23 protein-coding genes and 1 pseudogene are annotated in these 25,714 nt (G+C 69.7%); 9 read left to right on the top strand and 15 right to left on the bottom strand.

Translation table 11 applies throughout. The features are described from left to right. Positions 1 to 563 precede the first annotated feature (563 nt). A complete protein-coding gene (locus Pen02_RS13725; RefSeq protein ID WP_239140628.1) occupies positions 564 to 2,810 on the top strand; it encodes a transglycosylase domain-containing protein in 2,247 nt (748 codons plus the stop codon). Between the two features lie 449 nt (positions 2,811 to 3,259). On the opposite strand, the gene Pen02_RS13730 is transcribed toward Pen02_RS13725, so the two are convergent. From Pen02_RS13730 to Pen02_RS13765, 8 genes are all read right to left on the bottom strand, one after another. After that, positions 3,260 to 3,763: a hypothetical protein gene (locus tag Pen02_RS13730; RefSeq protein ID WP_203866386.1), complete on the bottom strand. Its 504-nt coding sequence runs from the start codon at positions 3,761 to 3,763 to the stop codon at positions 3,260 to 3,262. Positions 3,764 to 4,254: 491 nt separating this feature from the next. After that, positions 4,255 to 4,911: a lysophospholipid acyltransferase family protein gene (locus Pen02_RS13735; RefSeq protein ID WP_203866387.1), complete on the bottom strand. Its 657-nt coding sequence runs from the start codon at positions 4,909 to 4,911 to the stop codon at positions 4,255 to 4,257. Continuing rightward, positions 4,908 to 5,486, bottom strand: a complete 579-nt coding sequence (locus Pen02_RS13740) for a TetR/AcrR family transcriptional regulator (RefSeq protein WP_203866388.1) — start codon at positions 5,484 to 5,486, stop codon at positions 4,908 to 4,910. The genes Pen02_RS13735 and Pen02_RS13740 overlap by 4 nt, the downstream gene beginning before the upstream one ends. Positions 5,487 to 5,785: 299 nt before the next feature. Next, a complete protein-coding gene (locus tag Pen02_RS13745; protein ID WP_203866389.1) occupies positions 5,786 to 6,436 on the bottom strand; it encodes a response regulator transcription factor in 651 nt (216 codons plus the stop codon). Then, the gene (locus Pen02_RS13750; RefSeq protein WP_239140632.1) at positions 6,424 to 7,686 is read right to left on the bottom strand and encodes a sensor histidine kinase; all 1,263 of its coding nucleotides are present in this window, start codon (positions 7,684 to 7,686) and stop codon (positions 6,424 to 6,426) included. The genes Pen02_RS13745 and Pen02_RS13750 overlap by 13 nt, the downstream gene beginning before the upstream one ends. 3 nt (positions 7,687 to 7,689) lie before the next feature. Next, on the bottom strand, positions 7,690 to 10,215 hold the full coding sequence (locus tag Pen02_RS13755) for an ABC transporter permease (RefSeq protein ID WP_203866390.1): 2,526 nt from the start codon (positions 10,213 to 10,215) through the stop codon (positions 7,690 to 7,692). Next, entirely contained in the window at positions 10,212 to 10,967 is a 756-nt protein-coding gene (locus Pen02_RS13760; protein WP_203866391.1) for an ABC transporter ATP-binding protein, read from the bottom strand. The genes Pen02_RS13755 and Pen02_RS13760 overlap by 4 nt, the downstream gene beginning before the upstream one ends. Before the next feature lie 193 nt (positions 10,968 to 11,160). Further along, positions 11,161 to 11,820 carry a hypothetical protein gene (locus Pen02_RS13765; RefSeq protein ID WP_203866392.1) on the bottom strand — a complete coding sequence of 220 codons (660 nt, stop codon included), beginning with the start codon at positions 11,818 to 11,820 and terminating at the stop codon, positions 11,161 to 11,163. 188 nt (positions 11,821 to 12,008) lie between these two features. Between Pen02_RS13765 and Pen02_RS13770 the strand changes: the two genes are divergently transcribed. Then, positions 12,009 to 12,152, top strand: coding sequence for a hypothetical protein (locus Pen02_RS13770; RefSeq protein ID WP_203866393.1), 144 nt, complete (start codon positions 12,009 to 12,011; stop codon positions 12,150 to 12,152). A gap of 233 nt (positions 12,153 to 12,385) precedes the next feature. Here the strand turns inward: Pen02_RS13770 and Pen02_RS13775 are convergent, their stop codons facing one another. Together Pen02_RS13775 and Pen02_RS13780 are read right to left on the bottom strand one after the other, a co-directional pair. Further along, on the bottom strand, positions 12,386 to 12,742 hold the full coding sequence (locus Pen02_RS13775; protein WP_203866394.1) for a VOC family protein: 357 nt from the start codon (positions 12,740 to 12,742) through the stop codon (positions 12,386 to 12,388). Positions 12,743 to 12,881: 139 nt separating this feature from the next. Further along, positions 12,882 to 13,409: a TetR/AcrR family transcriptional regulator gene (locus Pen02_RS13780; protein ID WP_239140634.1), complete on the bottom strand. Its 528-nt coding sequence runs from the start codon at positions 13,407 to 13,409 to the stop codon at positions 12,882 to 12,884. A 126-nt stretch (positions 13,410 to 13,535) separates the two neighbouring features. Here Pen02_RS13780 and Pen02_RS13785 point away from each other — a divergent pair, with 126 nt between their 5' ends. Next, entirely contained in the window at positions 13,536 to 14,360 is an 825-nt protein-coding gene (locus Pen02_RS13785) for a class I SAM-dependent methyltransferase (RefSeq protein WP_203866396.1), read from the top strand. 61 nt (positions 14,361 to 14,421) lie between these two features. Here Pen02_RS13785 and Pen02_RS13790 read toward each other — a convergent pair whose 3' ends face one another. Further along, positions 14,422 to 15,129, bottom strand: coding sequence for a type 1 glutamine amidotransferase domain-containing protein (locus Pen02_RS13790; protein ID WP_203866397.1), 708 nt, complete (start codon positions 15,127 to 15,129; stop codon positions 14,422 to 14,424). Between the two features lie 277 nt (positions 15,130 to 15,406). Between Pen02_RS13790 and Pen02_RS13795 the strand changes: the two genes are divergently transcribed. From Pen02_RS13795 to Pen02_RS13810, 4 genes are all read left to right on the top strand, one after another. Further along, entirely contained in the window at positions 15,407 to 15,928 is a 522-nt protein-coding gene (locus tag Pen02_RS13795; RefSeq protein WP_203866398.1) for a (2Fe-2S)-binding protein, read from the top strand. Beyond that, positions 15,925 to 16,914 carry an FAD binding domain-containing protein gene (locus Pen02_RS13800; protein WP_203866790.1) on the top strand — a complete coding sequence of 330 codons (990 nt, stop codon included), beginning with the start codon at positions 15,925 to 15,927 and terminating at the stop codon, positions 16,912 to 16,914. Before Pen02_RS13795 ends, Pen02_RS13800 begins: the two co-directional genes overlap by 4 nt. Then, positions 16,911 to 19,031, top strand: a complete 2,121-nt coding sequence (locus tag Pen02_RS13805) for a xanthine dehydrogenase family protein molybdopterin-binding subunit (protein ID WP_203866399.1) — start codon at positions 16,911 to 16,913, stop codon at positions 19,029 to 19,031. The genes Pen02_RS13800 and Pen02_RS13805 overlap by 4 nt, the downstream gene beginning before the upstream one ends. Positions 19,032 to 19,479: 448 nt before the next feature. Continuing rightward, positions 19,480 to 20,046, top strand: coding sequence for a DM13 domain-containing protein (locus tag Pen02_RS13810; RefSeq protein WP_203866400.1), 567 nt, complete (start codon positions 19,480 to 19,482; stop codon positions 20,044 to 20,046). Positions 20,047 to 20,127: 81 nt separating this feature from the next. Here the strand turns inward: Pen02_RS13810 and Pen02_RS13815 are convergent, their stop codons facing one another. From Pen02_RS13815 to Pen02_RS13825, 3 genes are all read right to left on the bottom strand, one after another. Next, positions 20,128 to 21,138, bottom strand: a complete 1,011-nt coding sequence (locus Pen02_RS13815) for a sensor histidine kinase (RefSeq protein ID WP_203866401.1) — start codon at positions 21,136 to 21,138, stop codon at positions 20,128 to 20,130. Beyond that, positions 21,131 to 21,865 (bottom strand): response regulator transcription factor, encoded by a 735-nt coding sequence (locus tag Pen02_RS13820; RefSeq protein WP_203866402.1) that lies wholly within the window; start codon positions 21,863 to 21,865, stop codon positions 21,131 to 21,133. Before Pen02_RS13820 ends, Pen02_RS13815 begins: the two co-directional genes overlap by 8 nt. Positions 21,866 to 21,985: 120 nt before the next feature. Beyond that, complete coding sequence (locus Pen02_RS13825; RefSeq protein WP_203866403.1) at positions 21,986 to 23,119, bottom strand: DUF3466 family protein; 1,134 nt, start codon at positions 23,117 to 23,119, stop codon at positions 21,986 to 21,988. A 94-nt stretch (positions 23,120 to 23,213) separates the two neighbouring features. On the opposite strand from Pen02_RS13825, the pseudogene Pen02_RS42980 reads away from it, so the two are divergent. Next, positions 23,214 to 23,342: pseudogene (locus Pen02_RS42980) on the top strand (PaaX family transcriptional regulator C-terminal domain-containing protein); the annotation flags it as partial. 12 nt (positions 23,343 to 23,354) lie between these two features. Here the strand turns inward: Pen02_RS42980 and Pen02_RS13835 are convergent. Continuing rightward, positions 23,355 to 24,230 carry an oxidoreductase gene (locus Pen02_RS13835; protein WP_203866404.1) on the bottom strand — a complete coding sequence of 292 codons (876 nt, stop codon included), beginning with the start codon at positions 24,228 to 24,230 and terminating at the stop codon, positions 23,355 to 23,357. 830 nt (positions 24,231 to 25,060) lie between these two features. Between Pen02_RS13835 and Pen02_RS13840 the strand changes: the two genes are divergently transcribed. Next, the gene (locus Pen02_RS13840) at positions 25,061 to 25,672 is read left to right on the top strand and encodes a VOC family protein (protein WP_203866405.1); all 612 of its coding nucleotides are present in this window, start codon (positions 25,061 to 25,063) and stop codon (positions 25,670 to 25,672) included. Positions 25,673 to 25,714 lie beyond the last annotated feature (42 nt).

Consider the following 25,714-nt stretch of genomic DNA (forward strand, 5'->3'; position numbering starts at 1 on the left):
GAATGAACTCGTACGGCGATCCTAGTTCCGCGCGCGGTCGGGCGCAGTACCCGGGCGCGAACGGCGACTCTGGACCAGCGGACGATCCATACCAGCGCCCGTCCTGGGACGATCCGGGAGCCGCTCGCCGCTCGTCCGACGGCGACCGGGGCGGCTGGCCCGCCAACCAGGGCCGGGCCGGCGGCGCGTCGGCCCGAGCCAGCGTCAGCGGCGGGGCCTCGCCCGGCCGGGCCACACCGCCGGGGCGGGCGTCCGTCGACGGTGGTCTGGTCGCTTCCGTCTCGCCCACCTCTGGTTCCGCCTCGGCGGGTCGGGCGCGGGTTGGCGGTAGCGCGTCCGTTTCCGCCGCGCCCGCTTTGGCCGGGCGTTACGGTGCCGGTGGGGCGTCCGCGGGCCGCGCGAGCGTCGGTAGCGCTTCGGTGGCTGGTGGCGGTGCGGGTGGCGACAGTGGCCGGGCCGGCGTGGGCCGGGCGGCGGTCCCGGTCTCCTCGGCGGGTCCGAGCGGAGTGGACGAGCCGAACCGTCCAGGGCGGTCCGGTGCCCGCCGTGGTCGCCGGGGTGAGTTGGACGAGGCGGCCCAGAAGCGGGCCAAGAAGCGCAAGCGGATGAACGTCGTCATCGCGATGTTCGCGGTGTTCGTCATGTTGGCCGGGGGCGGGGTCGTGGGTATCACCTACTACTCGACCAATATCGTCATGCCGAACCAGATTCCGTTGCCGGTCGGCACCACGATCCTTGACAGCAGGGGCAAGACGATTGTCACCCTTGGTCAGCAGGCGAGGACGATCGTGCCGTTGAGCAAGGTTCCGCAGCATGTGCAGTGGGCGGTGGCGGCGGCCGAGGACCGGAGCTTCTACGACCACGACGGTGTGGACTATGTTGGCATCGCCCGAGCCGCATGGAACAACTTTACGGGTGGCACGAAGCAGGGTGCGTCCACCATCACCCAGCAGTACGCCCGGAACGCCTACCAGAACCTGGCGGATGACAGTTACCAGAGGAAACTCAAGGAAGCGATCTTCGCCTCCCGGCTGAACGACGAGTTCAGCAAGGAGGAGATCATGCAGCACTATCTGAACACCATCTACTTCGGTCGAGGCGCCTACGGCATCGAGATGGCCGCCCTCACGTTCTTCGGCAAGTCGGCGGAGAAGCTCGACGTCGGCGAGGGCGCGGTGCTGGCCGGGATGATCAAGCAGCCGGTCAACGACCCGCAGACCGGCGTGAAGGGCTACGACCCGGCCCAGAACCCGGAGGCCGCCGAGGACCGGTGGAACTACGTGCTCAACGGCATGGTGGAGAAGAAGTGGCTGGACCCGGCCAAGCGGCCAGCCACGTACCCGACGGTGGCGAAGCCGAGGGACGCCAGCGCCTCGGTAGGGGTGAAGACGCCCAAGGGAAACGTCGTCAACTACGTGCGGGCCGAGATGGACGCGATGGGACTGTGCCACGACGGCGCCGTGCCCGCCGGCAGCGCGAAACCGAACTGTCAGACCACGTTGGCCACGGACGGATACAAGATCACGACGAGCATCGACCGCAGGCTGCAGGACGCGGCGGAGGCGGCGGCGCAGCAGGAGAAGAAAAGCTCTCCGCTTTCCGATCAGCCCGAAAACCTCCAGGCGGCGTTGGTCTCGATCGACCCGAAGACCGGCCGCGTCCTCGCCTACTACGGCGGCAACAGTGGCGTCGGAATCGACTACGCCGGAAAGAACATCATCGGCGGCAAGCTGGTCGGCGGACATCCGCCGGGCTCGTCGTTCAAGGTGTACACCCTGGCCGCGGCGATCGAGGCGAAGATCTCCATCGAGTCGCACTGGGACTCCACCCCCTTCAAGCCCGAGGGTTTCAAGGACCAGGTGGTCAACGCCGGCCGGAACCCCGACTGCAAGAAGTACTGCGAGCTGGCCCATTCGACCGTCCAGTCCTACAACGTGCCCTTCTACCACGTGAGCGCGAAGATCGGCCCAGACAACATCGTCGGCATGGCGCGGCAGGCCGGGGTCACCACGATGTGGACCACCGGCGGCAAGGGACCGGAGCCAGTCGACCTGACCAAGAAAAAGCCTGAGGAGGTGGCCCCGTCGCCGTTCTTCCACGTGGTGGCGTACGGGCAGTACCCGATCACGGTGCTCGACCATGCGAACGGACTCGCCACACTCGCCAACCGGGGCAAGTACAACAAGGCCCACTTCATCGTCAAGATCGAGCAGCAGGACAAGCAGACCGGGGTGTGGAAGAAGATCGGTGGCGAGCAGATCAAACCGGCGCAGCGGATCCAAGCCGACGTTGCCGACGAGGTCACCTCGGTGCTCAAGAAGATTCCCGGTGCCAACAACCACAGCCTTGCCGGCGGTCGTGCTGCGGCCGGCAAGACCGGCACCTGGCAGTACGGTGACACGAAGCAGAACGCGGATGCCTGGATGGTTGGTTACACGCCCGAGATAGCCACGGCAGTCTGGATCGGCAGCGACAACCCCAAGAAGCCGAAGATTCTCAAGGCCGGCGGCGGCGACGTCAGCGGTGGAGGCCTGCCCGCCGACATCTGGAAGCAGTACATGGACAAGGCGCTCGACGGCGTCAAGAAATCCACGCTGCCGGACTCGAAGGGGCTGGGCAACCGCGAGGCGGGCAACGGAGAAAAGCCGGCGGCCCCGCCACCGAACTGCGCGAATCCGGTCGACGGGGTATGCCCACCGACCAACCCTGGTGACCCTGACCCCGGTGACCCCAATCCCGGCGATCCGGACGGTCCAGGCGGTCCCGTCATCGCCGACCCGGATCGGCCGGGCGACAACACCGCCGACTAGCCTAAGCCCCGAGGAACTTGCCAGCAGCCAAGAGATCTGGAACACGGCAGCCTAATTGCGCTGGTACTCCGACCGGTGCTGCCTGGCGGTAGCCGGGCACTCGGCTGCGTCTGCTGCAGGGTCTGACTTCCCGAGCGCCGCTTTCGGTGATCTTGTGGCGTTGGCTCGCGCCTGAAGCAGGATGCGTTTGCGGAGCAGGTTGAAGCTCGCGCGGCCGTAGCCGAGGCGGTTGACCAGTCTAGCTCTGGTGTTTCGTCCGTCGACCCGGCCGGAGCTCTACGTCGTGAAGAGTCCGGCCAGGACGGCCTTGCTGCGGGCTGCCTACGCGCGGATCTGTTTGAGTTCCTTGAATTAGTCGACCTTGGTGGGGGCGGACGTGCTGGAGCCCTCCCGATGGCGGTCGGACTGTCAGCGTCCGCTTCGGGAGGGCTTGTCAGCGGAAGTAGTGGTCAGGTGATGATGGAGCCGGGGGAGTAGAACGTTCCTCTGATCGGAGGGTAGCCGTCCTTCCACGTCACCGTGGCCGCCATCACACTTTGGACACGGCCGGACACTCCGTTGAAGGGCACGCTGTGACTGCAGGTCGTAGATGGGCCGAGAGCCACCGGGCAGGTCTTCACCGGGGCGAGGATGATGCCGTGCTGGGCGATGCCGATCTGCATGAAGATGGCGTCGGTCTCGGTCGCCAACTGGTTGTCGTCGGTCCACCGGCAAGCAACGGCCCAGGTCACGTTGAGGGCGCCGTTGTACACGGTGACGTCGTTGCCGTAGCTGACGTGGCAGAGGATCGGTGCACCGGGTGCCTGCACGGTGATGGCGGAGGGATCGCTGAACGCGGCGCGTGGGCCGACTGCTTGTGCGGCGGCCGGCGTGGCGCTCAGGGTGAGACTCGCCAGCGAGGCGGTGAACACGACGACGAGAAGCCGAAGAGATCGTAGACGTCGCAGTTTCATGAGGCTCCTTGTAGATTGCGAGTCGGTCGTAGCCGCAGTGCGTGGTCGACATCCGTGGATATTCGCGATGGCTCAGGGACGCGTACGGTGAACCTCCATTTCGGCGCTGCGGTCGCTGTCCCTCTGGCACCGTGCGGTCGGGTCGATGATCGGTACGGCGGGCGATACCGATCACGCAGTGGACAGTTGCGACTACGGAAGGGCTACCGGTGACGATGCGGTCATCGACTGGATTCCAACTGAACGCCAACTGGACGCCAGGATCGTTAAGACCGACCAGAGCGGTCGCCCAGGGTCGGTAGGTCGAGTTCGGCGGCGGCCTGGTACGGGGCGCCGGTGGTACTTCGTCCGCCGGGAACCGGACGAAATCACGCAACGGATTCTCGACCACCTCCGCCTCAAGCAGGGCCGCAACCGCAACTCTCGTGCTGGTTTGATCCCCGTTTGGGTTGGCGGGAAGTCCGATGCCTCGTGCGGTACACGCGTCGTGGTCACCTACGGGCGTAGTGCGGCACGTATTCCTGGCAGGTGAGGGACTGGATGGTGGCCATCAGGGTGTCGGTGAGCCGGCGGATGTCCGCCGGCGCCTCGATGTGCACCGGGATGGCTGGCCCGAAGGTGATGCTGATCGGGTGGCGTCGGGGAAGGCGTGACCCGGGCGGGCGTACGTGGTTTGTGCCGCGGATGCCGACCGGAATGATGGGGACGCTGGCCTGGTGGGCGAGGCGAACTGCGCCGGTGCGGCCACGGTAGAGGCGGCCGTCGGGGGAGCGGGTGCCCTCGGGGAAGACGGCTACCAGGCCGCCGGAGCGGAGTACGGGCACTGCGGCGTCGAATGCCGCGAGGGCTGCCCGGCCGCCGTTCCGCTCGACCGGGATGGCGCCCATGCCCGTGACGATTCGTCGGGTGAGGTGGCCACGGGGCCCGGGAGAGCGGAAGTATTCGGCCTTGGCCCAGAAGGCGATGTGTCGGGGTGTCAGGATTCCGAGGAACAGTTGGTCGGCGACCGACAGGTGGTTGGCGGCCAGGATCGCGCCTCCGGTGTCGGGGAGGTGGCCGAGGCCGTCGACGGTGGGGCGCCAGGAATGGCTCAGGTATCGGCCGACGGTGTGCTGGGCCAGCCCGTACAGGGGTGGGGTGCGGGTCATGCAGCGGGTCCGAGGTGGGCGGTGAGGGTGGCGTCGAGCAGTGCGGCGGGATCGGTGGCGCCGGTCGCGAGGGTGAGGCTGCCCCAGTTCCACAGTTGGGCGATGCCGTGCAGGTTGGCCCAGAGTGCTCCTGCGGTGACCTGGGCCGGCGGCTCGGGGGCGGGCCGGGCCTGCGCGACCAGGTCGGTGAGGAGCCGGAAGAGCGGGAGGCTGGTGTCGCGTAGCCCTAGGTGGCCGCTTTCCAGCAGGTCGTGGCGAAACATCAGTTCGTACCGGCCGCGCCGGGTGGCGGCGAAGTCCAGGTAGACCTGGGCCAGCGTCGCAAGCTGGGCGCGTGGGTTGCCTCCCGCCTCGGCCAGGGCGGAGTTGGCCCGGGTGGTGAGGTCGGTGAACCCGTCGCGGGCGATGGCCGACAGCAACTCCAGGTGGGTGGGAAAGTAGCGGCGCGGCGCGCCGTGCGAGACGCCGGCGCGTCGGGCGATTTCTCGTAGTGACACCGCGGACGGGCCCTCGTTGTCGAGTAGTTCGCCGCCGACACGGATGAGGCGGTCGCGTAAACCCTCGTCAGCTTGCATAGACGCTGTCTACCAGCTGGTAGTAGACGGTGTCTACTCATCCTGCCTGTGTGATGGTCCCCAGACCTGCGGCGGACCGACCAGTACCCGGTGGTCGAAGAAGAGCCCGACGGCGGCGACCGGCCTCGGCAACAGCATTCCGGCCGCGACGACGAGCAGCGGTCGGTGCCAGCGCCGTGGGCCGGCGGTCGCCGGGGATGCCTGTCGGGCGTGGTCGGGAGCGTTTCCGTCATGCCCGATGGTTGTTTCGCAGGCCCGGCCGCAGATCATGGCGACAACTGGACTGCGTGGGGACAGCCCTACCGGTCCTGGTTCAGGTGGGCCAGCACGGCGCGTACCCGGCGGTGCGAGTCGGTGGCGGGCGGCAGGTCGAGCTTGGCGAAGATGTTGGTGATGTGTTTCTCCACCGATACCGGGGCAAGGACCAGGGCGGCGCAGATCGCGGAGTTGGACAGGCCCTGGGCCATCAGGTCGAGCACCTCGCGTTCCCGGGCGGTGAGTGCCGCCACGCCCCGGTTCCGGCTGTTGCGGGCGAATAGTTGCCGGACCACCTCCGGGTCCATCACGGTTCCGCCGCCGGCCACCCGCTCCACCGCGTCGAGGAAGTCGTCCAGCGCCGTCACCCGGTCCTTGAGCAGGTAGCCGACGCCGCCCCGACCGTCGGCGAGCAGTTCGGCGGCGTACGCCCGCTCGACGTACTGGGAGAGGATCAGGACCCGGGCGTCCGGGTCGGCGGCCCGGATCGCCAGGGCCGCGCGCAGGCCCTCGTCGCGGAAGCCGGGCGGCAGGCGTACGTCCACGATGGATAGATCCGGCCGGTGGGTGGTCACCGCGCTGGACAGCTCGGTGGCGTTGTCGACCGCGGCGACCACCTCGTGCCCGGTGTCGGTGAGCATTCGTACCAGCCCGTCGCGGAGCAGCAGCAGGTCTTCGGCGATCACGATGCGCATGGGAACTCCGCGTGCAGACTGGTGGGACCACCGACCGGGCTGGTCAGGGTCAGTGTTCCGTCGAGGGCTTCGACCCGCTGGCGCAGCCCGGACAGGCCGCTGCCGGTCAGGTCGGCGCCGCCCCGACCGTCGTCGGTCAGGGTGACGGTGACGAGCCCGGGGGTCCGGGTCAGCACGATCTGGCAGGAGGTCGCCTCGGCGTGCTTGCCCGCATTGGCCAGCCCCTCGGCGGCCACGAAGTAGGCGGCCGACTCGATCGCCGCCGGGTAGCGGTCGGCCGGGTCGCCGCGTACCTCCACCGCCAGCGGACTGTCCGCGGCCAGGGCGGCGAGCGCCTGGTACAGGCCACGGTCGGTGAGGATCGGCGGGTGGATGCCCCGGACCAGCCGGCGCAGTTCGGCGAGCGCGTCGTCGAGCTGCCGACGCGCCAGCCGTACGTCCGGAACGATCTCCCCACCGGTCCGCAACTTCCGTTCGGCCAACGCCAGGGTTATCCCGGCGGCGACTATCCGGGCCTGCGCCCCGTCGTGCAGGTCCCGTTCGATCCGGCGCAGCTCGGCGGCCTGGGCGTCGACCACCCGGGCCCGGCTCTCGGCCAGTCGGGCGGCGCGCTCGACGAGCTGCCGGTGGTTCCCGGGGGCCAGCAGCGCACGGGCGACCCACACCTGGCCCCCGGCCAGTTGGCGCACCAGCCAGGCGGCGACCGGCAGCAGCGCGAGCCCGAGCAGGCTGAGCACGAACCGACCCGGCGTGGTCGTCATCGCCGGCTTGATCAGGAACGGTGCGTTCGGGTTCGGCACCGCCCAGGCCCAGGCCGGCGCGACGGCCATGCCGAGGGTGACCGCCGTGACCACGATCCCCGCGATGCCGCCGGCCAGACCGAGCGGAAGCAGCACGACGAGCCAGGCCAGGTCGCGCCACGTCGCCGGCTGGACCGCCACCTCGCGGATCCGCTGCCGCGTCGAGCCGTCCTCGACCGGCAGGTAGGGAGACCCGATCGGCGCGCCGAGGAGCCAGCCGGCCCGGTGCCGCTCGATCGTGGCGAGCCGCCGGGTGACCCAGGCCGCGCCGAGGAACGCCGGTGGGCCGAGCTGTGTGACCGAGACGAGCCCGACGGCGAGCGTCGACGCCAGGCTCCAGGCGAACCCGGCCACCCCGGCGGCCAGGCTGGTGACCAGGTATCCGAGCGACCGCCCGGTGCGCGGCACCTGGGCCGCTCCGGTCAGGGTCTTCCAGGGCCGGGGTGGCACGGGTCAGCGTCCTTCCGCCTGTGCCGGCAGGCTGCCCCGGCGCAGGACCAGCCGGGCCGGTACCGAGCCGGCGAGCAACCCCAGCAGCCCGACCCCGCCGAGCATCCCGAAGTACGTCCCGGCATCGACCACCAGCCGGAACCGTCCGTCCTGGGCGGTACTGAACGCCCCGACCACGATGGCGGTGACCGCACATCCCAGCAGCAGGCCCACCGCGACCGCGAGCACGCTCTCCCGGGTGGCCATCCGCCAGATCTGTCCGGTGGTCGCCCCCGCCAGCCGCAGGTCGGCGTACTCGCGTCGGCGGGCACCGGTCGCGATGGCGAACGTGTTCACCACGGCGATCGCGGTGAACCCCAGCGAGATCACGACCAGCAGTTCCCAGGCGCCCTGCTGCTCCTGCGCGTCACCGGCCGGGGCCGCCTCGGTGCGGGGCAGCACGGTCAGCGACGGCAGCGCGGCGTGCACCGCGCCGGCGACGTCGTCGCCGCGCAGCGCGACCGTGGCGGCCAACCCGCGCGGGTCGTGCGCCGCGACCAGTACGGCGGGCAGCGCCAGCTCGCCGAAGCCCCGCGAGCGCTCGTAGATCGCGGCGAGACGCAGCGTCACCTGCTGTCCGTCGGCGAGCCACATGCCGACATTGTCACCGAGCCGCCAGGAGCGGGCGTCGGCAAGGTCGTCGCTGGCCGCGAACGTGTCCTTCCCGGCCAGCGCCCCCTGGCGCACGCCGAGATCCATGGCCCGCTCGGGGCCGGCCTCGAACAGGCCCTGGGCGGGATGATCCTCCGGCTTGCCGCCCTCGTCGAGCACGACCCGGGTCGGCAGCGTGGCCGCAGCGCCCTTGACCCCGGGCAGTGCCGCGATCCGCTCGACGGTGCCGAGCGGAAGCCCGCCCGGCGCGGTCACCTGCACCGCCGCCGGCGCGGTACGCAGTGCCTGCTCCTCGGCGGCCAGTTTCGTGGACAGTTCCGAGTTGAGCAGCATGGTGGCGTTGATGGCGAACATCAGCGTCAGCGGTACGGCGACCGCGGTGACCCGGTGGGTCTCCGCCCGGCTGACCGCCCCGGCGAGCCAGCCGGTCACCCCGGTCGCACCGACCAGCCGGGCGACGCCTGCGGTGAGCAGCCGGACCAGCAGCGGACCGGCGGCGGCGACGGCACAGAGCAGCAGCGCGCAGGAGACGAAGCCCATGCCCACGCCCAACTGTCCGCCCAGCGGCACGAAGGTCAGCACCGCGATCGCTCCGCCGGCCGGGGACACGGCCAGGAGCAGCCGGGCAGCCTGCCCGCCGCCCGGGGCGGTCGCGGTCTCGACCAACGCCTGCGTCGGCGCGATCCGTACCGCGCGGCGACCGGCGAGCCGGGCGGAGACGAAAGCGACGAGCACACCGGCGCCGACCGTGGCCAGCAGCACTCCGATGTTGGTCTGGACCGTGAACTGCGCCGGTACGGCGCCCAGCTCCCGGAACCGGGCGGCGACCAGATTGGCGACGACGATGCCGAGCGGGCAGCCCGGTACGGCGGCAAGCAGGGCGACCAGGACGCTTTCCAGCCCGAGCAGCCGGCGCAGCAACCCGGGGGTGGCCCCGACGGTACGCAGCAGCGCCAACTCGCGCAGCCGCTGCCGGACGCCGAGCGCGACCGTGCCCGTGAGCACGAAGATCGCGGCGAAGGCGGTGATGCCGATGACGAAACCGAAGATGGAGATCGGAGCGATGTAGTCCGGCAGCGCACCCGGCAGGTCGGCGCGGACCTTGTCCGTACCGGTCAACACCGGAGCCTGCCCGGACTCGGCACGCAGCGCCGCGAGCACTGCCGGCCCGTCGGTGCCGGGTCCGGCGACGACGGCCACCGCGGTCGGGCCGGCGAGCCCGGAGATCTCCCCGACCTGCGAGTCGGCCAGGAACAGCGCGCCCTGCGCGGGCAGCCCGTTCCCGCGTGCGGGTGCGGCGACACCGGAGAGTCGCAGCGTGTGCACCCCGGTCCTGGTGGTGATCTGGATCGAGGCGCCGGGCTGGACGGCGGCTCGGGCGGCCAGGTCGGCGTCGAGCACCACCTCGCCTCGGTGGGGTGCCGCACCGGCCCGCAGCGTGAACGGCGTCAGCGACGCCGAGGCCCAGCCGTGCCCGATCACCGGCGCGTCGTCGGCGCCCCGTACCGGCCGGCCGTCGCCGGTGGCGAGCAGCACCGGGAACGCGGCGTCCGGCACCGCGGCGGCCACTCCGGGCAGCGCCGCGACCCGGCCGGCCAGGTCGGCGGGAAGGGTACCGGCGCCGGTCAGCCCCTCGCTCTTGGTCTTGCGTTTGACCTTGTCCTTTTTCTCCTTGGTAGTGGTCAGGGTGATCTCTCGCTCGCCGGAGATCACTGCGGTCGCGGCGCCGAACCGGTCGGCCGGCGGCTGCGCGGTGAGGACCGAGAAGAGCAGCAGGCCGCCGCTGGCGAGCAACGCCACGGCCAGCAGGGCCGCGAGAAAGGTGCCGAGGTAGGCGCCGCGGTGCCGGCGCAGCGTGCCGAGGGCGAGCCGGATCATCGGGCGCTCACCGCCATCATGCGCTCGGCGACCTTCTCGGCGGTGGGGTCTGCCAGTTCGTCCACCATCCGACCGTCGGCGAGGAAGACCACCCGGTCGGCCCAGGCCGCAGCGGCGGGGTCGTGGGTCACCATCACCACCGCGGTACCGAGCGAGTCCACCACCTCGCGGAGCAGGCCCAGCACCTCGCGCCCGCTCGCCAGGTCCAGGGCACCCGTCGGCTCGTCGGCGAAAATCACCTCGGGGCGGGCGGCCAGGGCCCGGGCGAGCGCCACCCGCTGCTTCTGCCCACCGGAGAGCTGCCCCGGCCGGTCGTTCTCCCGACCCTTCAGGCCGACCCGGGCGATCACCTCCCGCGCCCACCGCTGATCCGGGCGTACCCCGGCGAGCCGCTGCGGCAGCAGCACGTTGTGCCACACCGACAGGGCGTCCAGCAGGTTGTAGGACTGGAACACGAACCCGACCCGGCGGCGGCGCTCCTTGGTCAGTGCCGGCTCGCGCAACGTGCCGATCTCCCGACCGGCGAGCATCACCCGGCCCGAGTCCGGCCGGTCCAGCCCCGCCGCGCAGTGCAGCAACGTCGACTTCCCGGAGCCGGACGGCCCCATCACCGCCGAGAAGGTGCCCCGCCCGAAGGCGACCGACACCCCGTCCAGAGCCCGTACTCCGGCGCCATCCGGATAGGTCTTGACGACGTCGACCAACTCGACCACCTCGGCGTCGCGGGCCGGGTACCCAATCGTGTTTTGCATGTCCATGACCTTGCCGGCAGATCCGCCGGACCGGCATATGGCGACCTTGGAACCTGCTGGTAGGGGCAGCCCTACCTGTCTCGTCCCGGTCCGACGGTCGCCAGCGCGAGGCCGGGTCGTTTCGGGGTGGAGAACTACATCTCGGAGATTCCGGCCGCTTCCGCGGCAGCCGAAACACAGCCGAAGTGCCGGGTCAGTTCTGGTTGACTGGCCACACCGCCGCCGGATCGCACCAATCGGGGCAGGCCAGCAGGTAGATCTCGTTGCCCAGGAACATGCCGTACTCGTCGGCGCGGAACGAGTCCTGCTGCTCGTCCGCCTCGGGGCGCTTGGGAAAGCCGAGGTTTTCCGGAATCTGGGCGAGGAACGCCAGGTCGGAGCCGCAGGCGCATCGGTACCGCTCCGGCCGCTGGAGCCAGGCCGGGCGCCCGCCCACCCTGAACGCCGGGCTGCCGTCACGCCTGCCGCCGGACTTCTCGGCGCGTGCAACCGTCAGCCGGAGCGGCCGGAGATAGGGGTCGGCGGTGCTGGCCGGGACCCCGGTGCGTTGCCGCAGGATCCGCCAGAACGACATCTCGTTCGGGGGCGGCGGTCGGTCCCAGTAGTGCGGTGGAAGCTGCCGCTCCCGAGGTGGGAAGCATGCCTCGTTGTGTCGTGGGCACTGGAACGCCAGCAGGTGGTCACCGCCGAAGGTGGGCACGTCCGGCGGGATGTCGAGCTGGAAGAAGAGCGCCATCCGGGTACCGCACCGGCAGGCCGGCCAGGTCTGGTCCGGTGCCAGGATCGGCGAGCCACCGATGGTGTTCCGGTCGCCGGAAACGGCCGGCGTCGGCGTGATCTCGATCAGGTACATCCGGCGACGATACCGGCGGGAAGTCGCCGGCACGGTGGGCTGCTCGACCAGTAGCTTCGGCGCCTTGGCCGAGCGGGACGGGCAGTCTGCGGCAGAGCGCGCATGGCCCTGGTCGGATTCGTGACGGGCGCGGGCGTTAGCACCGCTGCGCAAAAAACTCGGCGAGGACGTGAGGCAGTCTGTTGCCGTTGGCCGAGGCGAAGGGCCTCGTCGTTGGTGTCGGCGGGCCGTGGCACGCCACCAACAACACGTCGCTGCGCCGGATTGTCATCGGCGGTACGCCCGGAAACCGGACGGTAGAGGTGCCGCCGCATGGACGGGTCGACGCCTGAACCTTGCAAGTCAGGGCGATGACCGGGACGACATCCAAGACCCAGCCGAGTACCTTGCCGATGCGCTCACCGAGATAGAGGTGGGTGAGGCGACGCCCCGCGAACGTACATCGATTGCCGGTCCTCGCGGCCGTTGCCGAGGGCGGTGTCGAGTTGCGGGCTCCCGGCTGGCGTGTGGCGCACGATCGTGCCGAGAAGCGGACGTTGTTGCGATTGAGGATTGCCCGTCCGGATCAGTTTGTGCAGAGGCAGAAGGGATGACCTGCCGGGTCGAGGAAGACCCGGAACGACGCACCGGGTTGGTGCGGGTGTTTGGTCGCGCCGAGGTCGAGCACCGCCGCCTCGGCGGCATCGAGGTCGTCGACGACGACATCGAGGTGCATCTGCTGAGGCAGTTCCTGCGTTGGCCACGTCGGCGGCCGGTACCCATCCACCTGCTGAAACGAGATGCACTGACCGTACTCCGCGCGGACCTCGGCCCAGTCGGCGGAGACGTCGACCTGCCAATCCAACATCGCGCCGTAGAACCTGGCGAGCGCACCAGGATCGGGACAGTCGAGAACGATGCTGGGGAAGCGGGCGATGGCCATGCGGGCCATCGTACGGCCGGTTCCGGACGATCCACGTCCGGTTCGCCTCCGGTCGCGTGCCTGGGACGTTGGCCGTCGAACCTCCGCCGATGCCGATGAGCGGATTCCTTGGCCGTCGAGTTCGGGTGTGGGACCACAGTCACCGCAGGGCGCTCGCCAGGACCGTGGTCACGACCTTGTGGACGGCTGCGGGCTCCGGTTGGCTGCCCTTCCGCTCGGTGAACAGCAGGTGCGCGGCGCCGATCAGGGCGGGCGCGAGCGTGTCGACGTCGGCGTCGGACGCGATCCGGCCATGGTCGCGCTCGACCCTCAGGTACCCGGCGATCATGGCCGCGCCCTCGCCGACGAGCGGGAACCGGGCAGTGCCGGCGGCACGCAGCCGCGTGCGCAGCTCGTCGCGGGCGATGACAAGGACCACGATCGATACCATGACCGGCTCGAAGAGGACCATCAGGGCCTGGGTCAGGTTGTCGGCCACAGCGCCGGTCCCGGCTGCGTTCCGCAGGGCGGTGGCCTGGGTCTCGACCCGGGCAATGCGGTCCAGCACCAGATCGGCAAGGAAGGCGTCGAAGTCGGCGAAGTGCCGGTGTAGGACCCCCTTGGCGACGCCCCCCTCGATGGTGACGGCCCGACTGGTCAGACCGGTGACGCCGTCCCGGACCAGCACCCGTACGGCGGCGTCGAAGAGTAGTCCGCGCGGATCTTGCAGCGCTACGCCGGTCGGCAACGAGAAGTCCCTCCCTCGGCGAGTGTGTGGTTGCAGCAGTGGGCATGCGCCCACTATGGTGGGCGCATGCCCACTATATCGTCCTCGCCCGGGTCGGAACCGCACCTGCACCGTCGGATGGCGGAGTCGTTCGGGATCGACCCCGAGCGGTACGACCGGACCCGGCCCCCGTACCCCGAAGCCATGATCGAACGGATCGTGACGGCCAGTCCCGGCACCGACTTCCTCGACGTCGGCTGCGGCACCGGCATCGAGGCTCGTCAGTTCCTCGCGGCCGGCCGCACAGTGCTCGGTGTCGAGGCCGATCCGCGGATGGCCGACTTCGCCCGGGCGACCGGCTTCGAGGTCGAGGTCGCGACCTTCGAGGCATGGGAGCCGGCTGGGCGTACCTTCGACGCGGTCGTCTCCGGTACCGCCTGGCACTGGGTCGACCCGATCGCGGGCGCGGCGAAGGCGGCCCGGATCCTGCGGCCAGGCGGCCTGCTGGCACCGTTCGGGCATGTGTACCAGCTTCCGCCCACCGTGGCGGACACCCTCGGCGCCGCGTACCGGCGCGTGGCCCCCGACTCGCCGATCAAGTTTGACGGTCGGCCGGGGGGCTCGATCCTGGACGCGTACCAGGCGCTGTACGCCAGAGCCGCGGACGGAATCCGCGAGGCGGGCGGGTTCGGCGAGCCCGAACTGTGGCGGTACGACTGGGAGCGCTCGTACACCCGCGACGAACTCCTGGACCTGATGCCGACCTCGGGCGGCCTCACCAGCCTGCCACCGGACCGGCTGGCGGAGGTACTGACGACCGTAGGCACGGCGGTTGACGAGCTGGGCGGCACCGTCACGCTGCCGTACACCACCTGGGGCCTCACCGCGACCCGGACCCCCACCCAGCCCTGAAACCGGAGAGAAGGGAAGAAGACCAACGCGCTGGGGCTGCCGGACGGTTCAGGTGTTACGGCTACTGTCCGAGCGCCTTGACGACGGCTTCCGCCGCCGGTTTGGCCGAGGCCGGGTTCTGACCGGTCACGAGATTGCCGTCGACGTGGACGCACGGGCCGAAGGCCGGTCCGCCGGCGAAGTCGGCACCGGCGCCGCGCAGCCTGCTTTCCAGCAGCCATGCAGCCTTGTCTCCAAAGCCGAAGTCGTTCTCCTCTTCATCGGTGAAGCCGGTTATCCTGCGCCCGGTGAACTTCCAGCTGCCGTCGGCGTTCCTGGCCGGCAGCAGCGCGCCGACGCCGTGGCAGACGGCGGCGGCAATCTTGTTCTTGTTCGCGTATACGGCGGCGAAGATCATGCCGATGGTGGGATTGTCGGCGAGGTCCTCCATCGGACCATGGCCACCTGAAACGTAGACCGTGTCGTAGTCGTCGGGGTTCGCGTCCTCAAGGCGGGCCGGTGAGTCGAGCCGGTCCGCAACTTGCGCCAGATAGTCGCGCTGGGCTTTGATTAAGGAATCGTCATTGTTGTTGAACTTTGGTGACAAGCTGACTTCGTCCACTGTCGGAGCGACGCCGCCGGGGGTCGCGATGGTGATGTCATAACCAGCCTGGGTGAAGACCTGGTGGGGATTGATAAACTCGCCGGCCCAGAATCCCGTCGGGTGAAAGCTGCCGTCCCTGAGCCGCCACCGCTTTGCGGCCGAGACGACCAGCAGTACTGCAGTCATGATGCTCTCCTCGCCCTCAAGCCGAACCCCAACAACCGGGCGGTCGTACCCGAATCCGTAAGTCTCAACCCCCGTCACCCTGGCGCTCTACCGGGCGCCAGGGCGGTCACGGTCCCCGTCACTCGAACGGATCCGAGGACTTGACGGCGTGGAACAACCCATGATGATGCCTACGTAGATTAGGCCTGATCTTTCAGGTTCTGTCCGTTTTAGGCGTTATCTCGGCTAGCCTGGGGCTCGGCCTACGACGATGACAGGCTTCTGCGAGGAGTGGCGTATGGACGTCGACATCAGTATCCGGGTGGACGGCGATACGCATCGATTGTCGGTGGATACCCGTACCACTGTGCTCGACACGCTGCGGGAGCGGCTGGGCATCACCAGCCCGAAGAAGGGCTGCGATCACGGCCAGTGCGGCGCGTGTACGGTGCTGCTGAACGGGCGGCGGGTGAACAGTTGTCTGCTTCTGGCGGTGGCGCACGACGGGGCCGAGATCGTGACGGCGGCCGGGCTCGCGGTCGACGGCCAGATGCATCCGATGCAGAGGTCGTTCATCGAACACGACGCGTTCCAGTGCGGGTACTGCACGCCGGGGCAGATCGTGTCCGCCGTGGCCATGCTCGGGGAAGCAGCGGCTGGTTGGCCAAGCTTCGCCACCCCGGCCGGTGAACAACCGGCCACCCCGGATTCCGGCGGGATGCGTGACGACGAGATCCGGGAGCGGATGAGCGGGAACCTGTGCCGCTGCGCCGCGTACGCGAATATCGTTCCCGCGATCCGGGAGGTGGCCGAAGCGTGAGGCCGTTCCGTTACGCGCGTGCCGAGAACGTGGCCGGCGCCGTGGCCCTCCTGGCGCGCTCGCCCGAGGGCGCCTTCCTCGGCGCGGGAACCAATCTGGTCGACCTGATGAAGCTGGAGGTGCTCACGCCGGACCTGCTGGTCGACGTACGGCAGCTCACATCGGACGCGGTCGAGGAGTTGCCCGACGGCGGCGTACGGATCGGCGCGGCCGTGCCCAACAGCGACCTCGCCGCGCATCCACTGATCCGCCGCCGCTACCCGCTGCTGTCCGAGGCGATCCTGGCCGGCGCGTCCGGCCAGCTACGGAACATGGCGACCACCGGGGGGAACCTGCTGCAACGCACACGCTGCCCGTACTGGCAGAACATCACCACCCCATGCAACAAACGCGAACCGGGCTCCGGCTGTTCGGCGATCGACGGCTTCAACCGGGACATGGCGATTCTGGGAAGCTCGCCGCAGTGTGTGGCGACCCATCCTTCGGACATGGCCGTGGCGCTCACGGCACTGGACGCGATCGTGCGAACCGAGGGTCCCTCCGGCGAGCGGACGATTCCCCTGGCGCAGCTCCACCGCCTCCCCGGCAACGAGCCGCAGCGTGACACGATCCTCCAACACGGCGAGCTGATCACCGCTGTGGACGTCCCGCCACTGCCATACGCGGTCCGCTCGCGGTACCGCAAGGTACGGGACCGCGCCTCGTACGCCTTCGCGCTGGTATCGGTGGCCGCCGCGATCGACGTTCAGGACGGTGTGGTGCGCGATCTGCGTATCGCGCTGGGAGGGGTGGCCCACAAGCCGTGGCGGGCAACCATCGCGGAGCAGGCGCTGCGCGGCCAGCCGGCTGACCCGGACCAGTTCTGGGCGGCGGCGAGCGCCGAGGTGGCCGAAGCCCGGCCCCTGACGCACAACGCGTTCAAAGTCCCGCTGGCCCGCAACACCATCGTCGAAACACTGCTGAACCTGACCGGGATCTCCGGATGACCACCATCACGGCCCGCGCCATGGGGCAGGCGCTGAGCCGGGTCGACGGTCCGGCCAAGGTACGGGGACATGCTCCGTACGCGTTCGAGCAGCCGGTCGACCGCCCGGTCTACCTGTATCCGGTCGAGGCGGCCATCACCGTCGGCCGGATCACCGGCATCGACTGCAGTCACGCCAGCGCGCAGCCGGGCGTGCTGGGCGTGCTGACCCACCTCAACGCCGCGAGAACCTCGGCCGGCGCCAGCGGCGAACTGGGCATCCTGCAAAGCGATCAGGTCGCCTTTCGTAACCAGTTCGTCGGCGCGGTGCTCGCGGAGACCTCGGAGATCGCCCGGTACGCGGCCGGCCTGGTCCGGGTCGACTACGAAGCGCGGCCACACGATGTCGTGTTCGACGCGGGGCGTCGTGACCTGTACAAGCCGGAGCAGTTGGCGCCGTCGTTTCCGATGGACACCGACAAGGGTGATGTGGACGCCGCGCTCTCCTCGGCACCGTTCGCTCTCGATCAGGGCTACACCACCCCGCGATACCACCACAACCCGCTGGAACCGCACAGCACGATCGCCGTCTGGGCAGATGGACACTTCACCCTGCACATGTCCACCCAGGGGGTGCACGTCGCGCGTGCATGCCTGGCGCAGGTCTTCGATCTCGACCCCGACCGCATCCGGATCATCGCGCCTTACGTCGGCGGGGCGTTCGGCTCGAAGGTCCAGCCCCGGGCCGATGCGGTGCTCGCCATGCTGGCCGCCCGTATGGTGCCCGGCCGGCCGGTGAAGTTCCAGCTGACCCGTCAGCAGACGTTCTCCCAGACCGGGTACCGGCCGCCGACCGTTCAGCGGGTCCAGCTCGGCGCCGACCGCGACGGGCGGCTGCTCGCCGTCGCCCACAGCTGCACCGCCCCGACCGCGAGGATCCAGGAGTTCGCCGAACACAGCACGCGCTCCACACCCACCCTCTACGCCACACCCAACCTGCGTACCCGCCAACGACTCGCCAAGCTGGACATCTCCACTCCCTCGATCATGCGGGCACCGGGCGAGGCATCCGGCATGTTCGCCGTGGAATCGGCGATGGACGAGATGGCCATCGCCTGCGGCGTCGACCCCGTCGAGTTCCGCATCCGCAACGACACTGACACCCACCCACTGACCGGATTACCGTTCAGCAGCCGCAACCTCGCCGGGTGTATGCGCGAGGGCGCCCGTCGCTTCGGCTGGGACCAGCGTGATCCCACCCCCCGCGCGCGCCGTTCACAGGGTTGGCTGGTCGGCACCGGGGTGGCGACCGCCCTCTACTCGGTGTTCCGGTTACCGGGCTCGGCGAGTATCCAGGCGCATCCGGACGGGCGCTACACGGTGTCCATCGGCGCCGCCGACATCGGCACCGGCACCTGGACGGCGCTGGCACAGGTCGCCGCCGACGCCCTCGGCGTCGACCTGACCCAGGTGGAACTTCAGATCGGCGACACCAACTACCCCTGCGCCTCGGAGGCTGCCGCCTCGTCCGGAATCACGAGCTGGGGCGCCGCGATCTGCGAGGCGGCCGATCAGTTACGCCACGCCCTGGCCGACCAGCCCGGCGGGCAGCTCCCACCGCAGGGCCTAACGATCACCGCCGACATGCCCGAGAACCCGTACCTCCAGCAGTATTCGATGCACAGCTTCGGCGCACAGTTCGCGGAGGTCCGGATCAACGAGTTCACCGGAGAGATCCGGGTTCCCCGGCAACTGGGCGTCTTCGCCGTCGGCCGTATCGTCAACCCCAGGACCGCCCGTTCACAACTGCTCGGCGGCATGACCTGGGGCCTGTCCATGGCGTTGCACGAACACGGCGCCCTCGATCCGCGCTTCGGCGCCACCGTCAACCAGGACCTGGCCACCTACCACGTCGCCAGCAACGCCGACGTCGGCAACGTCGAGGTGCACTGGCTCGACGAGTACGACCCGTACGTCAATCCGATGGGCACGAAGGGAATCGGGGAGATCGGGATGGTCTCCGCCGCAGCCGCGATCGCCAACGCCGTCCACCACGCCACCGGAATCCGCGTTCGCGACCTACCGATCACCCTGGACAAACTGCTACCCGAGAGCAGACCTGTCACCGCAACCTCCTAGGCGCTTCGTCGCGGCTCCGATGGCTGCCGGGATCTACTGCAGGAGAACGGCCTGCCGTCATCAGCCGGCTACCGTTGGAGGTCGTCGCCCGTTCACCCACCCCATACTGAACTCAATCTCGCCGAACACAGCTTCGGTGAAGCGGTCCAGCGAAGCCAAGCGGACCCGCTTCCGGCGCCAGCGTCCCTGTCGTCCACGTTGCCGAAGCACGACCCGGCCCCGGCCCGTTGGCGGGCGCGCCTTCAGCCCGGTCAGGGCGGTCCGCAGCGTGGCTCCGCGTCAGGAACACCTGTCGGTCTCGAAGCTCCAATGTCCCCGCCCGGAGCGGCAGCGGGTGCTCCGTACTCCGGAAACGAACCGGTACTGTCCTCGCCGGCCGGAATCAGTAAGACTTCCGTAATGGATGACGGCCGGGATCGGCTGACGATCGCCCCGTAGCCTGAGTCGGGTGTGGACAAAGATGCTTCGGTCGCCGCTGTCGTGGGGTGGCGCCGTCCTGGTGGCAGTCGTCGCGGTCTCCGGCCTCTTCTGGTTCCAGCCGTGGAAGCTGTTCACCGACACACGTGTCGACGAGGCGTTACCGGTCGTCGAGGTGCCGACCGCGCCAACCACCGCCACGTCCGCCGGCGCGGTGTCCAGTCCCTCCGCCGCCGGGACGGGGAACCGGGTCCTCGCCGCTGGTGACTTCGTCACCCACGAGCACGAGACGACCGGCACCGCTCAGATCCTCCGGCTCGCCGACGGCCGGCACCGGCTCGTCCTGCGCGATCTCGACACGTCCAACGGGCCGGACCTGCGGGTGTGGCTGACCGACCGGCCGGTGGTCAGCGGCGTCGCCGGTTGGCGGGTGTTCGACGACGGCAGGTGGTACGAAGTGGCCCGGCTCAAGGGCAACCGTGGTGACCAGGTGTACGAGTTGCCCGCCTCGGTGGATCCGGCGGACTTCCGGAGCGTCTCCATCTGGTGCAAGCGCTTCAGCGTCTCGTTCGGTGCCGCGGACTTGAAGACCGCCTGAACCCGTCCCCGCGCCCGAGCGTCCCCCCGAGTTCGCCGCCGACCTGCCGGATCTGCTCAAGCGCGACTGGAACGCGCCTCGTCAGACGGCGACGAGCCGGATCACGAACCGGCAGCCGTCGGCGGTGTTGCCCACCTCGACCCGACCGCCATGTGCCTCGACCAGCCCGTGCACGATGGCCAGTCCGAGGCCCCCGGACACCTTGCCGGTGCTCGGGGTGCGGGCCCGTTCGCCCCGGAACGCGACGTCGAAGAGCCGGGGCAGATCGCCGGGAGGGATCCCACCGCAGGTGTCGGCCACCGACAGCCACGCGTGGTCCCGCTCGCGGCCCGCCTCGATCCGCACCGTGCCGTCGTCCGGGGTGTAGCGCACCGCGTTGAGCAGCAGATTGCCCACCACCCGGGCCAGCTCCGGTTCGCTGGCGCTGACGGTGGGCCAGCCCGACTCGGCGGCGACCAGCTTGATCCGCCGGGCGGCGGCCATCGGAGCCGTGCTGGCCAGCGCGTCGGAGACCACCTCACCGAGCGGTACCGCCGTCAGCGACAGGCGCAGCGCCCCGGCGTTGATCCGGGACAGCTCGAACAGGTCGTCGACGAGTCTGGCCATCCGGTCGGTCTCCAGCCGGATCCGCCGGTGGTACTCCTCGACGCTCTCGGGGTCGTCCACCACCCGGTCCTCCAGCGCCTCCGCCATGGCGCGGAGCCCGGCGAGCGGGGTCCGCAGGTCGTGGGAGATCCAGGCGACCAGGTCCCGGCGGCCCTCCTCCAACTGCCGCTCGCGCTGGCGGGCCTGCTCGGCCCACACCGCGGCGGACGCCAGCCGGCGGCCGAAGTGTCCGCCGACGGCGAGGCTGACCACCGCCGCCGCGCCGACGGTGATCAGCACCACGTCCCGGTCGTGCGGGGACAGGAACATCGCCTCGGCGACCGCCACCACTCCGAGCACGACCGCGACCACCGTGGTGGCGAGCAGCACGCAGAGATGCACGGTGATCGAACTACGCCGGAGCATCCGCAGCAGCAGCGCCCCGGCGAGGCCGACGACGAGTGCGGCAGCCAGGGCGATCGCGAAGATCAGCGCCAGGTCACGCATCGGCCGGCCCGTACCGGTAGCCGACGCCCCAGACCGTCACGATCCGTCGAGGATCGGCCGGTTCGGTCTCGATCTTCTCGCGTAACCGTCGCACGTGCACGGTCACTGTCGACTGGTCGCCGAAGTTCCACCCCCAGACCTGCTCCAACAGCTCGGTCCGGGTGAACACCCGGGCCGGGTGACGCATCAGGTGGACAAGCAGGTCGAACTCCCGCAGCGTCAGCGCCAGCTCCCTTCCGGACAGCAGAGCGGTGCGGGACGTGGTCTGCACCGTCAGGTTGCCGTCCTCGATCATCTCACGCCCGCCGGCCGGCGGGTCACCTCCGGCGCGGCGGAGCACCGACCGGACCCGGAGCACGAGTTCCCGGGGCGAGAAGGGTTTGGTCAGGTAGTCGTCCGCGCCGAGTTGCAGGCCGAGAATCCGGTCGGCCTCGTCGCCGCGCGCGGTCAGCATGACGATGGGTACACCGTCCGGTCGGGCGCGCAGCTCGCGGCATACCTGTAGGCCGTCGATCTTGGGCAGCATGAGGTCGAGTACGACCAGGTGCGGCGCCTGCCTGGCGACGGCCGCGAGGGCCGCCTCCCCGTCGCCGACGTGGCTGACCTGGAAGCCGTCGTGTTCCAGGTAACGGCAGATCACGTCGCTGACGGTCTGGTCGTCGTCGACCACCAGCACCCGCTTCGTCGTCTCCGCTCGCCGTCTCCGCTCGTCCCCGTCGGCGCTCACGGGGTCAGCGTAGCGACGCAGGGGATCACGGCCACCGGACCGACAGCTCGCGGGGATTCCCTGGTCGCGCCAACCGTTGTCCACCCGACCCTGCTCGTGTGCGTCCGGCGGCGGAGCCGGTCAGTCGACCGGGGTGAGCAGGAATCCGCGCCGCTGCTCGTCGCCGCCGAGGTGACAGGGGATCGGGCAGGCGATGCCGACGATGACGCCGTCGTCGTTGACGTCCTGCGCCGACTGGAGCGTCACGGACTCGGGCAGGCCTGGTACCCGTTCGTTCAGGTCGACCATGGTGCCGTCGTACCAGACGAAGGCGTGGTCGTTGAGCGGGTCACTCGCCGACTGCACGGTCCCGACCACCTGCCCCGGCTCGTTGACACCGTATGCGATCGAGAGCTCCCGGCCGAGGGAGCCGAGGTCGCGCATGCCGCCGTCCTGCCACAGGAACGCGTGCGTCTCCCCTTCGGCGGTCTGCGACATCCCCACCACCTGTCCCCGGTCGTTGATGTCGTTCGCCATCGTCGCCTCGCTGTTGCCGCCGAGCGTGCCCAGGTCGCGCAGGACGCCGTCCTGCCACAGGAAGCCGTGCAGCGGTCCGTCGGGGGTCGCCGCGCCGCCCACCACCTGGCCGTGGTTGTTGACGGCGGTCGCGGTGGAAAGTGTGCCCCACGGTCCGGCGGTTCCGCCCAGCGAGCCGATCTCGACGATCTCGCCGTCGCGCCAGACCACGCCCCGGTAGGGGGCGCCCTGTGCCTCGTACCGCCGGCCGACGACGACCCCGACGTCGTTGACCCCCTCGGCGACGCTGCCACTGCCGGCTCCGTAGCCGGTACCGAGGTCGGCCATGGCGCCGTCGCGGTGGACGAACGCGTGCGGCGGGTCGGTGTAGTTGACGTGGGTGGTGCCGACGACGACGCCGGCGTCGTTGATGTCCATGGCCTGACTCGACGCGTAGCGGCCGTCATCGATCGCACCGAGGTCCCGGACCACCCCGCCGGTCCAGGTGGTGGCGTGGAAGCTGTAGCCGCGCGAGGACGTCGTCGCCAGTCCGGCCGCGACGCCGGCACCGTTGACCGCAGCCGCCTGGCTGTACGTCACGCCGCCCGGGGTGGTGCCGAGCGGCCCCAGGTCCAGGTAGCGGTAGGTCGGCGGACTCGCCGGCTCGACCGCCTGGGCGGCGACCGGAGCCGCCGCGAGTGGCGCGGCAAGAGCCAGGGCGGCGGCACAGAGGCGGCGGGACAGGGTACCTCTCGGCATGCTGGACTCCCCGTGATGTCATAGCGATCATCGATGTCCAGATTATGGCTGTTCCTGGCCCCGCAGAGTCTTACCGAACGCTTACGGGCTGCCGTTGCCCCACTGCGGCGCCGGGTTCGCTCTCGCCGGCTGTGTCGGGCGGTCGCGCTGTACGCGATTCACCACGCTCGTGCACGCCTGGCGTCAGATCCTGTTGATCGACCCCGCGCTGCCCGAGGAACTGCGCGGTGTCGCGCTATTCGAGGCTCGCCAGCTCGTCCGCGGACAGGCGAAGCGCCCCGGCTGCCACGTTCTCGACCAGGTGATCCGGATTGCCCGTACCCGGGATGGCCAACACGTGCGGCCCACGGCTCAGCGTCCAGGCGATCCGGACCTGCGCCGGCGTCGCGCCGTGTGCGGCTGCGATGGCGAGGACCGCATCGTCGTCGGCGACACCGCCGACCTCACCTCCGTCACCGGCGATCGAGAAGAACGGCACGAACGCTATGCCCTGCTCGCCGCACGTGCGCAGGGTTTGCTCGCTGACGCGGTCGTCGACGCCATAACGATTCTGTACGCAGACGACGGGGGCAATCGCCTGGGCCTGCGTGAGATGCTCGGGGCGGACATTGGAGATGCCCAGGTGCCGGATCAGGCCGGCGTCACGCAACTCGGCAAGCGCACCGAAGTGCTCGGCGATCGAGTCGAGGCCGTGTTGGCGCAGGTTCACCACGTCCAGGTGGTCGCGGCCGAGCTGGCGCAGGTTCTCCTCGACCTGCCCACGGAGTTGATCCGGCCGGGCCAGTGGCAGCCAATTACCGGACGGGTCCCGGCCGGGACCGACTTTCGTGATGATGACCAGATCGTCGGGGTACGGCGCCAGCGCCCGGTTGATCAGCTCATTGGCCGAGCGCAGCGGGGAGAAGTAGAACACCGCGGTGTCGATGTGGTTCACACCCAGCTCGACCGCCCGGCGCAGCACGCCGATGACGCGATCGCGGTCGCTCGGCGTGCCGAGGTCGAAGGCGGCGCTGCCCGTCAACCGCATCGCGCCGAATCCGATCCGGTTGACGGTCAGGTCGCCGAGCGTCCACGTACCCGCCGAAGCCGCAGTGGTCTTGTGAGTAGGCATCGGACGACGATAACCATGGCCGCCGACCTGCGCGGTCGGTCGTGTACCCGATGGTGCCACGGCAAGATCGCTGTTACGTTACTTATGGTCAGGCAGCACTGCGCCGCGCTGGCTCACCGCCTGCCTGTGTGAGCCACGTCGGAAGGCGCCGCAGGTAGGCGGGCCGGCTGTCGCCGAGGGCGTACTCGCGGTCAAGGTCGACGGTCAGGCGCGCCGGTCGAGCGCTACACATTCGATCCGCCGATGCTCCGAACCGGTGCTGCGGCACGGCGGCCTACGGTGCCGGGTTCGGCTTCTCCGGCCACCGCCAGCGCGAGCCGGTCCTGCCCCCGAGCCGGGACCTCCAGTTTGCGCAGCAGCGGGGAGACGTGTGTCTCCACGGTACGCACCGAGACATACCGTCGTACCCCGATCTCGACGTTGCTGAAGGGTCTCCGACCAGCGAATGCACCCCGGCTTTCCGAGGTGACATGGCAACCATCGCCGCATCCTGTCAGCCCCTGCGTGTTCCGGTTCCGTGGTCGGCTCCGTGGTCACCACGGATCCGGACTGGACGTGGCGGAGGGCAGGCTGTGAACACACGCCGATCGGGCCGACGGCGGCCTGCGACCTGAAGGGGTAACCGTGGTCGGCTCTGCCACCCAGGGAGTCAAGACCGTGCTGCATCCGGTGTCGGATCTGTCCTGGGGCTGATCCAGGACTGACGAGCAACCGGGTCCGCGCCGGCCGTCAGCGAGAGCATTCCGACGACATCTCCAACAGCAACGAACGTACTCCTCTCGTAGTTGCGGCGTGACAGCCGCAATCCGACCTTATGGAAAGGCCCTGCGATGTCCTCCATAGAAGCTGTCACGCTCGAAGTGCCCGATCCCTCAGCCGCCAGTGCCTTCTACAGTGAGGCCTTCGATCTGGGCGCCCGAGTGCGGGTACGCGCTGCACAGACGCCGACGACCGGCTTTCGCGGGTTCGTCATGTCGCTCGTGGTGTCCCAGCCGAACACTGTCGACAGCTATTTCGACACGGCTCTCAATGCTGGAGCGACCCCGCTGAAGCCGGCCGCGAAGGGCTTCTGGGGCTACGGCGGGGTGCTACGCGATCCCTACGGCACGATTTGGAAGATCGCGACATCGTCGAAGAAGAACACCGGACCGGCCAGCCGACATGTCGACGACATCGTCCTCCTGCTGGGAGTGGCTGACGTTGCTGCGACCAGGCGGTTCTACGTCGAGCGCGGCCTGCCCGTGGCCAAGAGCTTCGGCCGCAGGTACGTCGAGTTCGCCACCACGAACATCAGGCTGGCGCTCTACGGCCGCCGTGCCGCCGCCAAGGACGCAGGCGTTTCTCCCGACGGCAGCGGAGCACACCGGCTCGTCATCGGCGGCAGTGCCGGTACCTACGCCGACCCGGACGGTTTCGAGTGGGAAGCCGCCTCCGCCTCGTAGGAGCAGTAACGGCGAGGCCCAACGCGGCCGATCTTGATCGTA

Origin of the sequence: Plantactinospora endophytica, assembly GCF_016862915.1 — a bacterium.
GTDB lineage: Bacteria > Actinomycetota > Actinomycetes > Mycobacteriales > Micromonosporaceae > Plantactinospora > Plantactinospora endophytica.

Bases quoted from the DNA above. Each gene is read 5' to 3' on its own strand.
- Pen02_RS13730 (WP_203866386.1), bottom strand. From the start codon at position 3,763: ATGAAACTGCGACGTCTACGATCTCTTCGGCTTCTCGTCGTCGTGTTC.
- Pen02_RS13735 (WP_203866387.1), bottom strand. From the start codon at position 4,911: ATGACCCGCACCCCACCCCTGTACGGGCTGGCCCAGCACACCGTCGGC.
- Pen02_RS13740 (WP_203866388.1), bottom strand. From the start codon at position 5,486: ATGCAAGCTGACGAGGGTTTACGCGACCGCCTCATCCGTGTCGGCGGC.
- Pen02_RS13745 (WP_203866389.1), bottom strand. From the start codon at position 6,436: ATGCGCATCGTGATCGCCGAAGACCTGCTGCTGCTCCGCGACGGGCTG.
- Pen02_RS13755 (WP_203866390.1), bottom strand. From the start codon at position 10,215: ATGATCCGGCTCGCCCTCGGCACGCTGCGCCGGCACCGCGGCGCCTAC.
- Pen02_RS13760 (WP_203866391.1), bottom strand. From the start codon at position 10,967: ATGCAAAACACGATTGGGTACCCGGCCCGCGACGCCGAGGTGGTCGAG.
- Pen02_RS13765 (WP_203866392.1), bottom strand. From the start codon at position 11,820: ATGTACCTGATCGAGATCACGCCGACGCCGGCCGTTTCCGGCGACCGG.
- Pen02_RS13775 (WP_203866394.1), bottom strand. From the start codon at position 12,742: ATGGCCATCGCCCGCTTCCCCAGCATCGTTCTCGACTGTCCCGATCCT.
- Pen02_RS13785 (WP_203866396.1), top strand. From the start codon at position 13,536: ATGCCCACTATATCGTCCTCGCCCGGGTCGGAACCGCACCTGCACCGT.
- Pen02_RS13790 (WP_203866397.1), bottom strand. From the start codon at position 15,129: ATGACTGCAGTACTGCTGGTCGTCTCGGCCGCAAAGCGGTGGCGGCTC.
- Pen02_RS13795 (WP_203866398.1), top strand. From the start codon at position 15,407: ATGGACGTCGACATCAGTATCCGGGTGGACGGCGATACGCATCGATTG.
- Pen02_RS13805 (WP_203866399.1), top strand. From the start codon at position 16,911: ATGACCACCATCACGGCCCGCGCCATGGGGCAGGCGCTGAGCCGGGTC.
- Pen02_RS13815 (WP_203866401.1), bottom strand. From the start codon at position 21,138: ATGCGTGACCTGGCGCTGATCTTCGCGATCGCCCTGGCTGCCGCACTC.
- Pen02_RS13825 (WP_203866403.1), bottom strand. From the start codon at position 23,119: ATGCCGAGAGGTACCCTGTCCCGCCGCCTCTGTGCCGCCGCCCTGGCT.
- Pen02_RS13835 (WP_203866404.1), bottom strand. From the start codon at position 24,230: ATGCCTACTCACAAGACCACTGCGGCTTCGGCGGGTACGTGGACGCTC.
- Pen02_RS13840 (WP_203866405.1), top strand. From the start codon at position 25,061: ATGTCCTCCATAGAAGCTGTCACGCTCGAAGTGCCCGATCCCTCAGCC.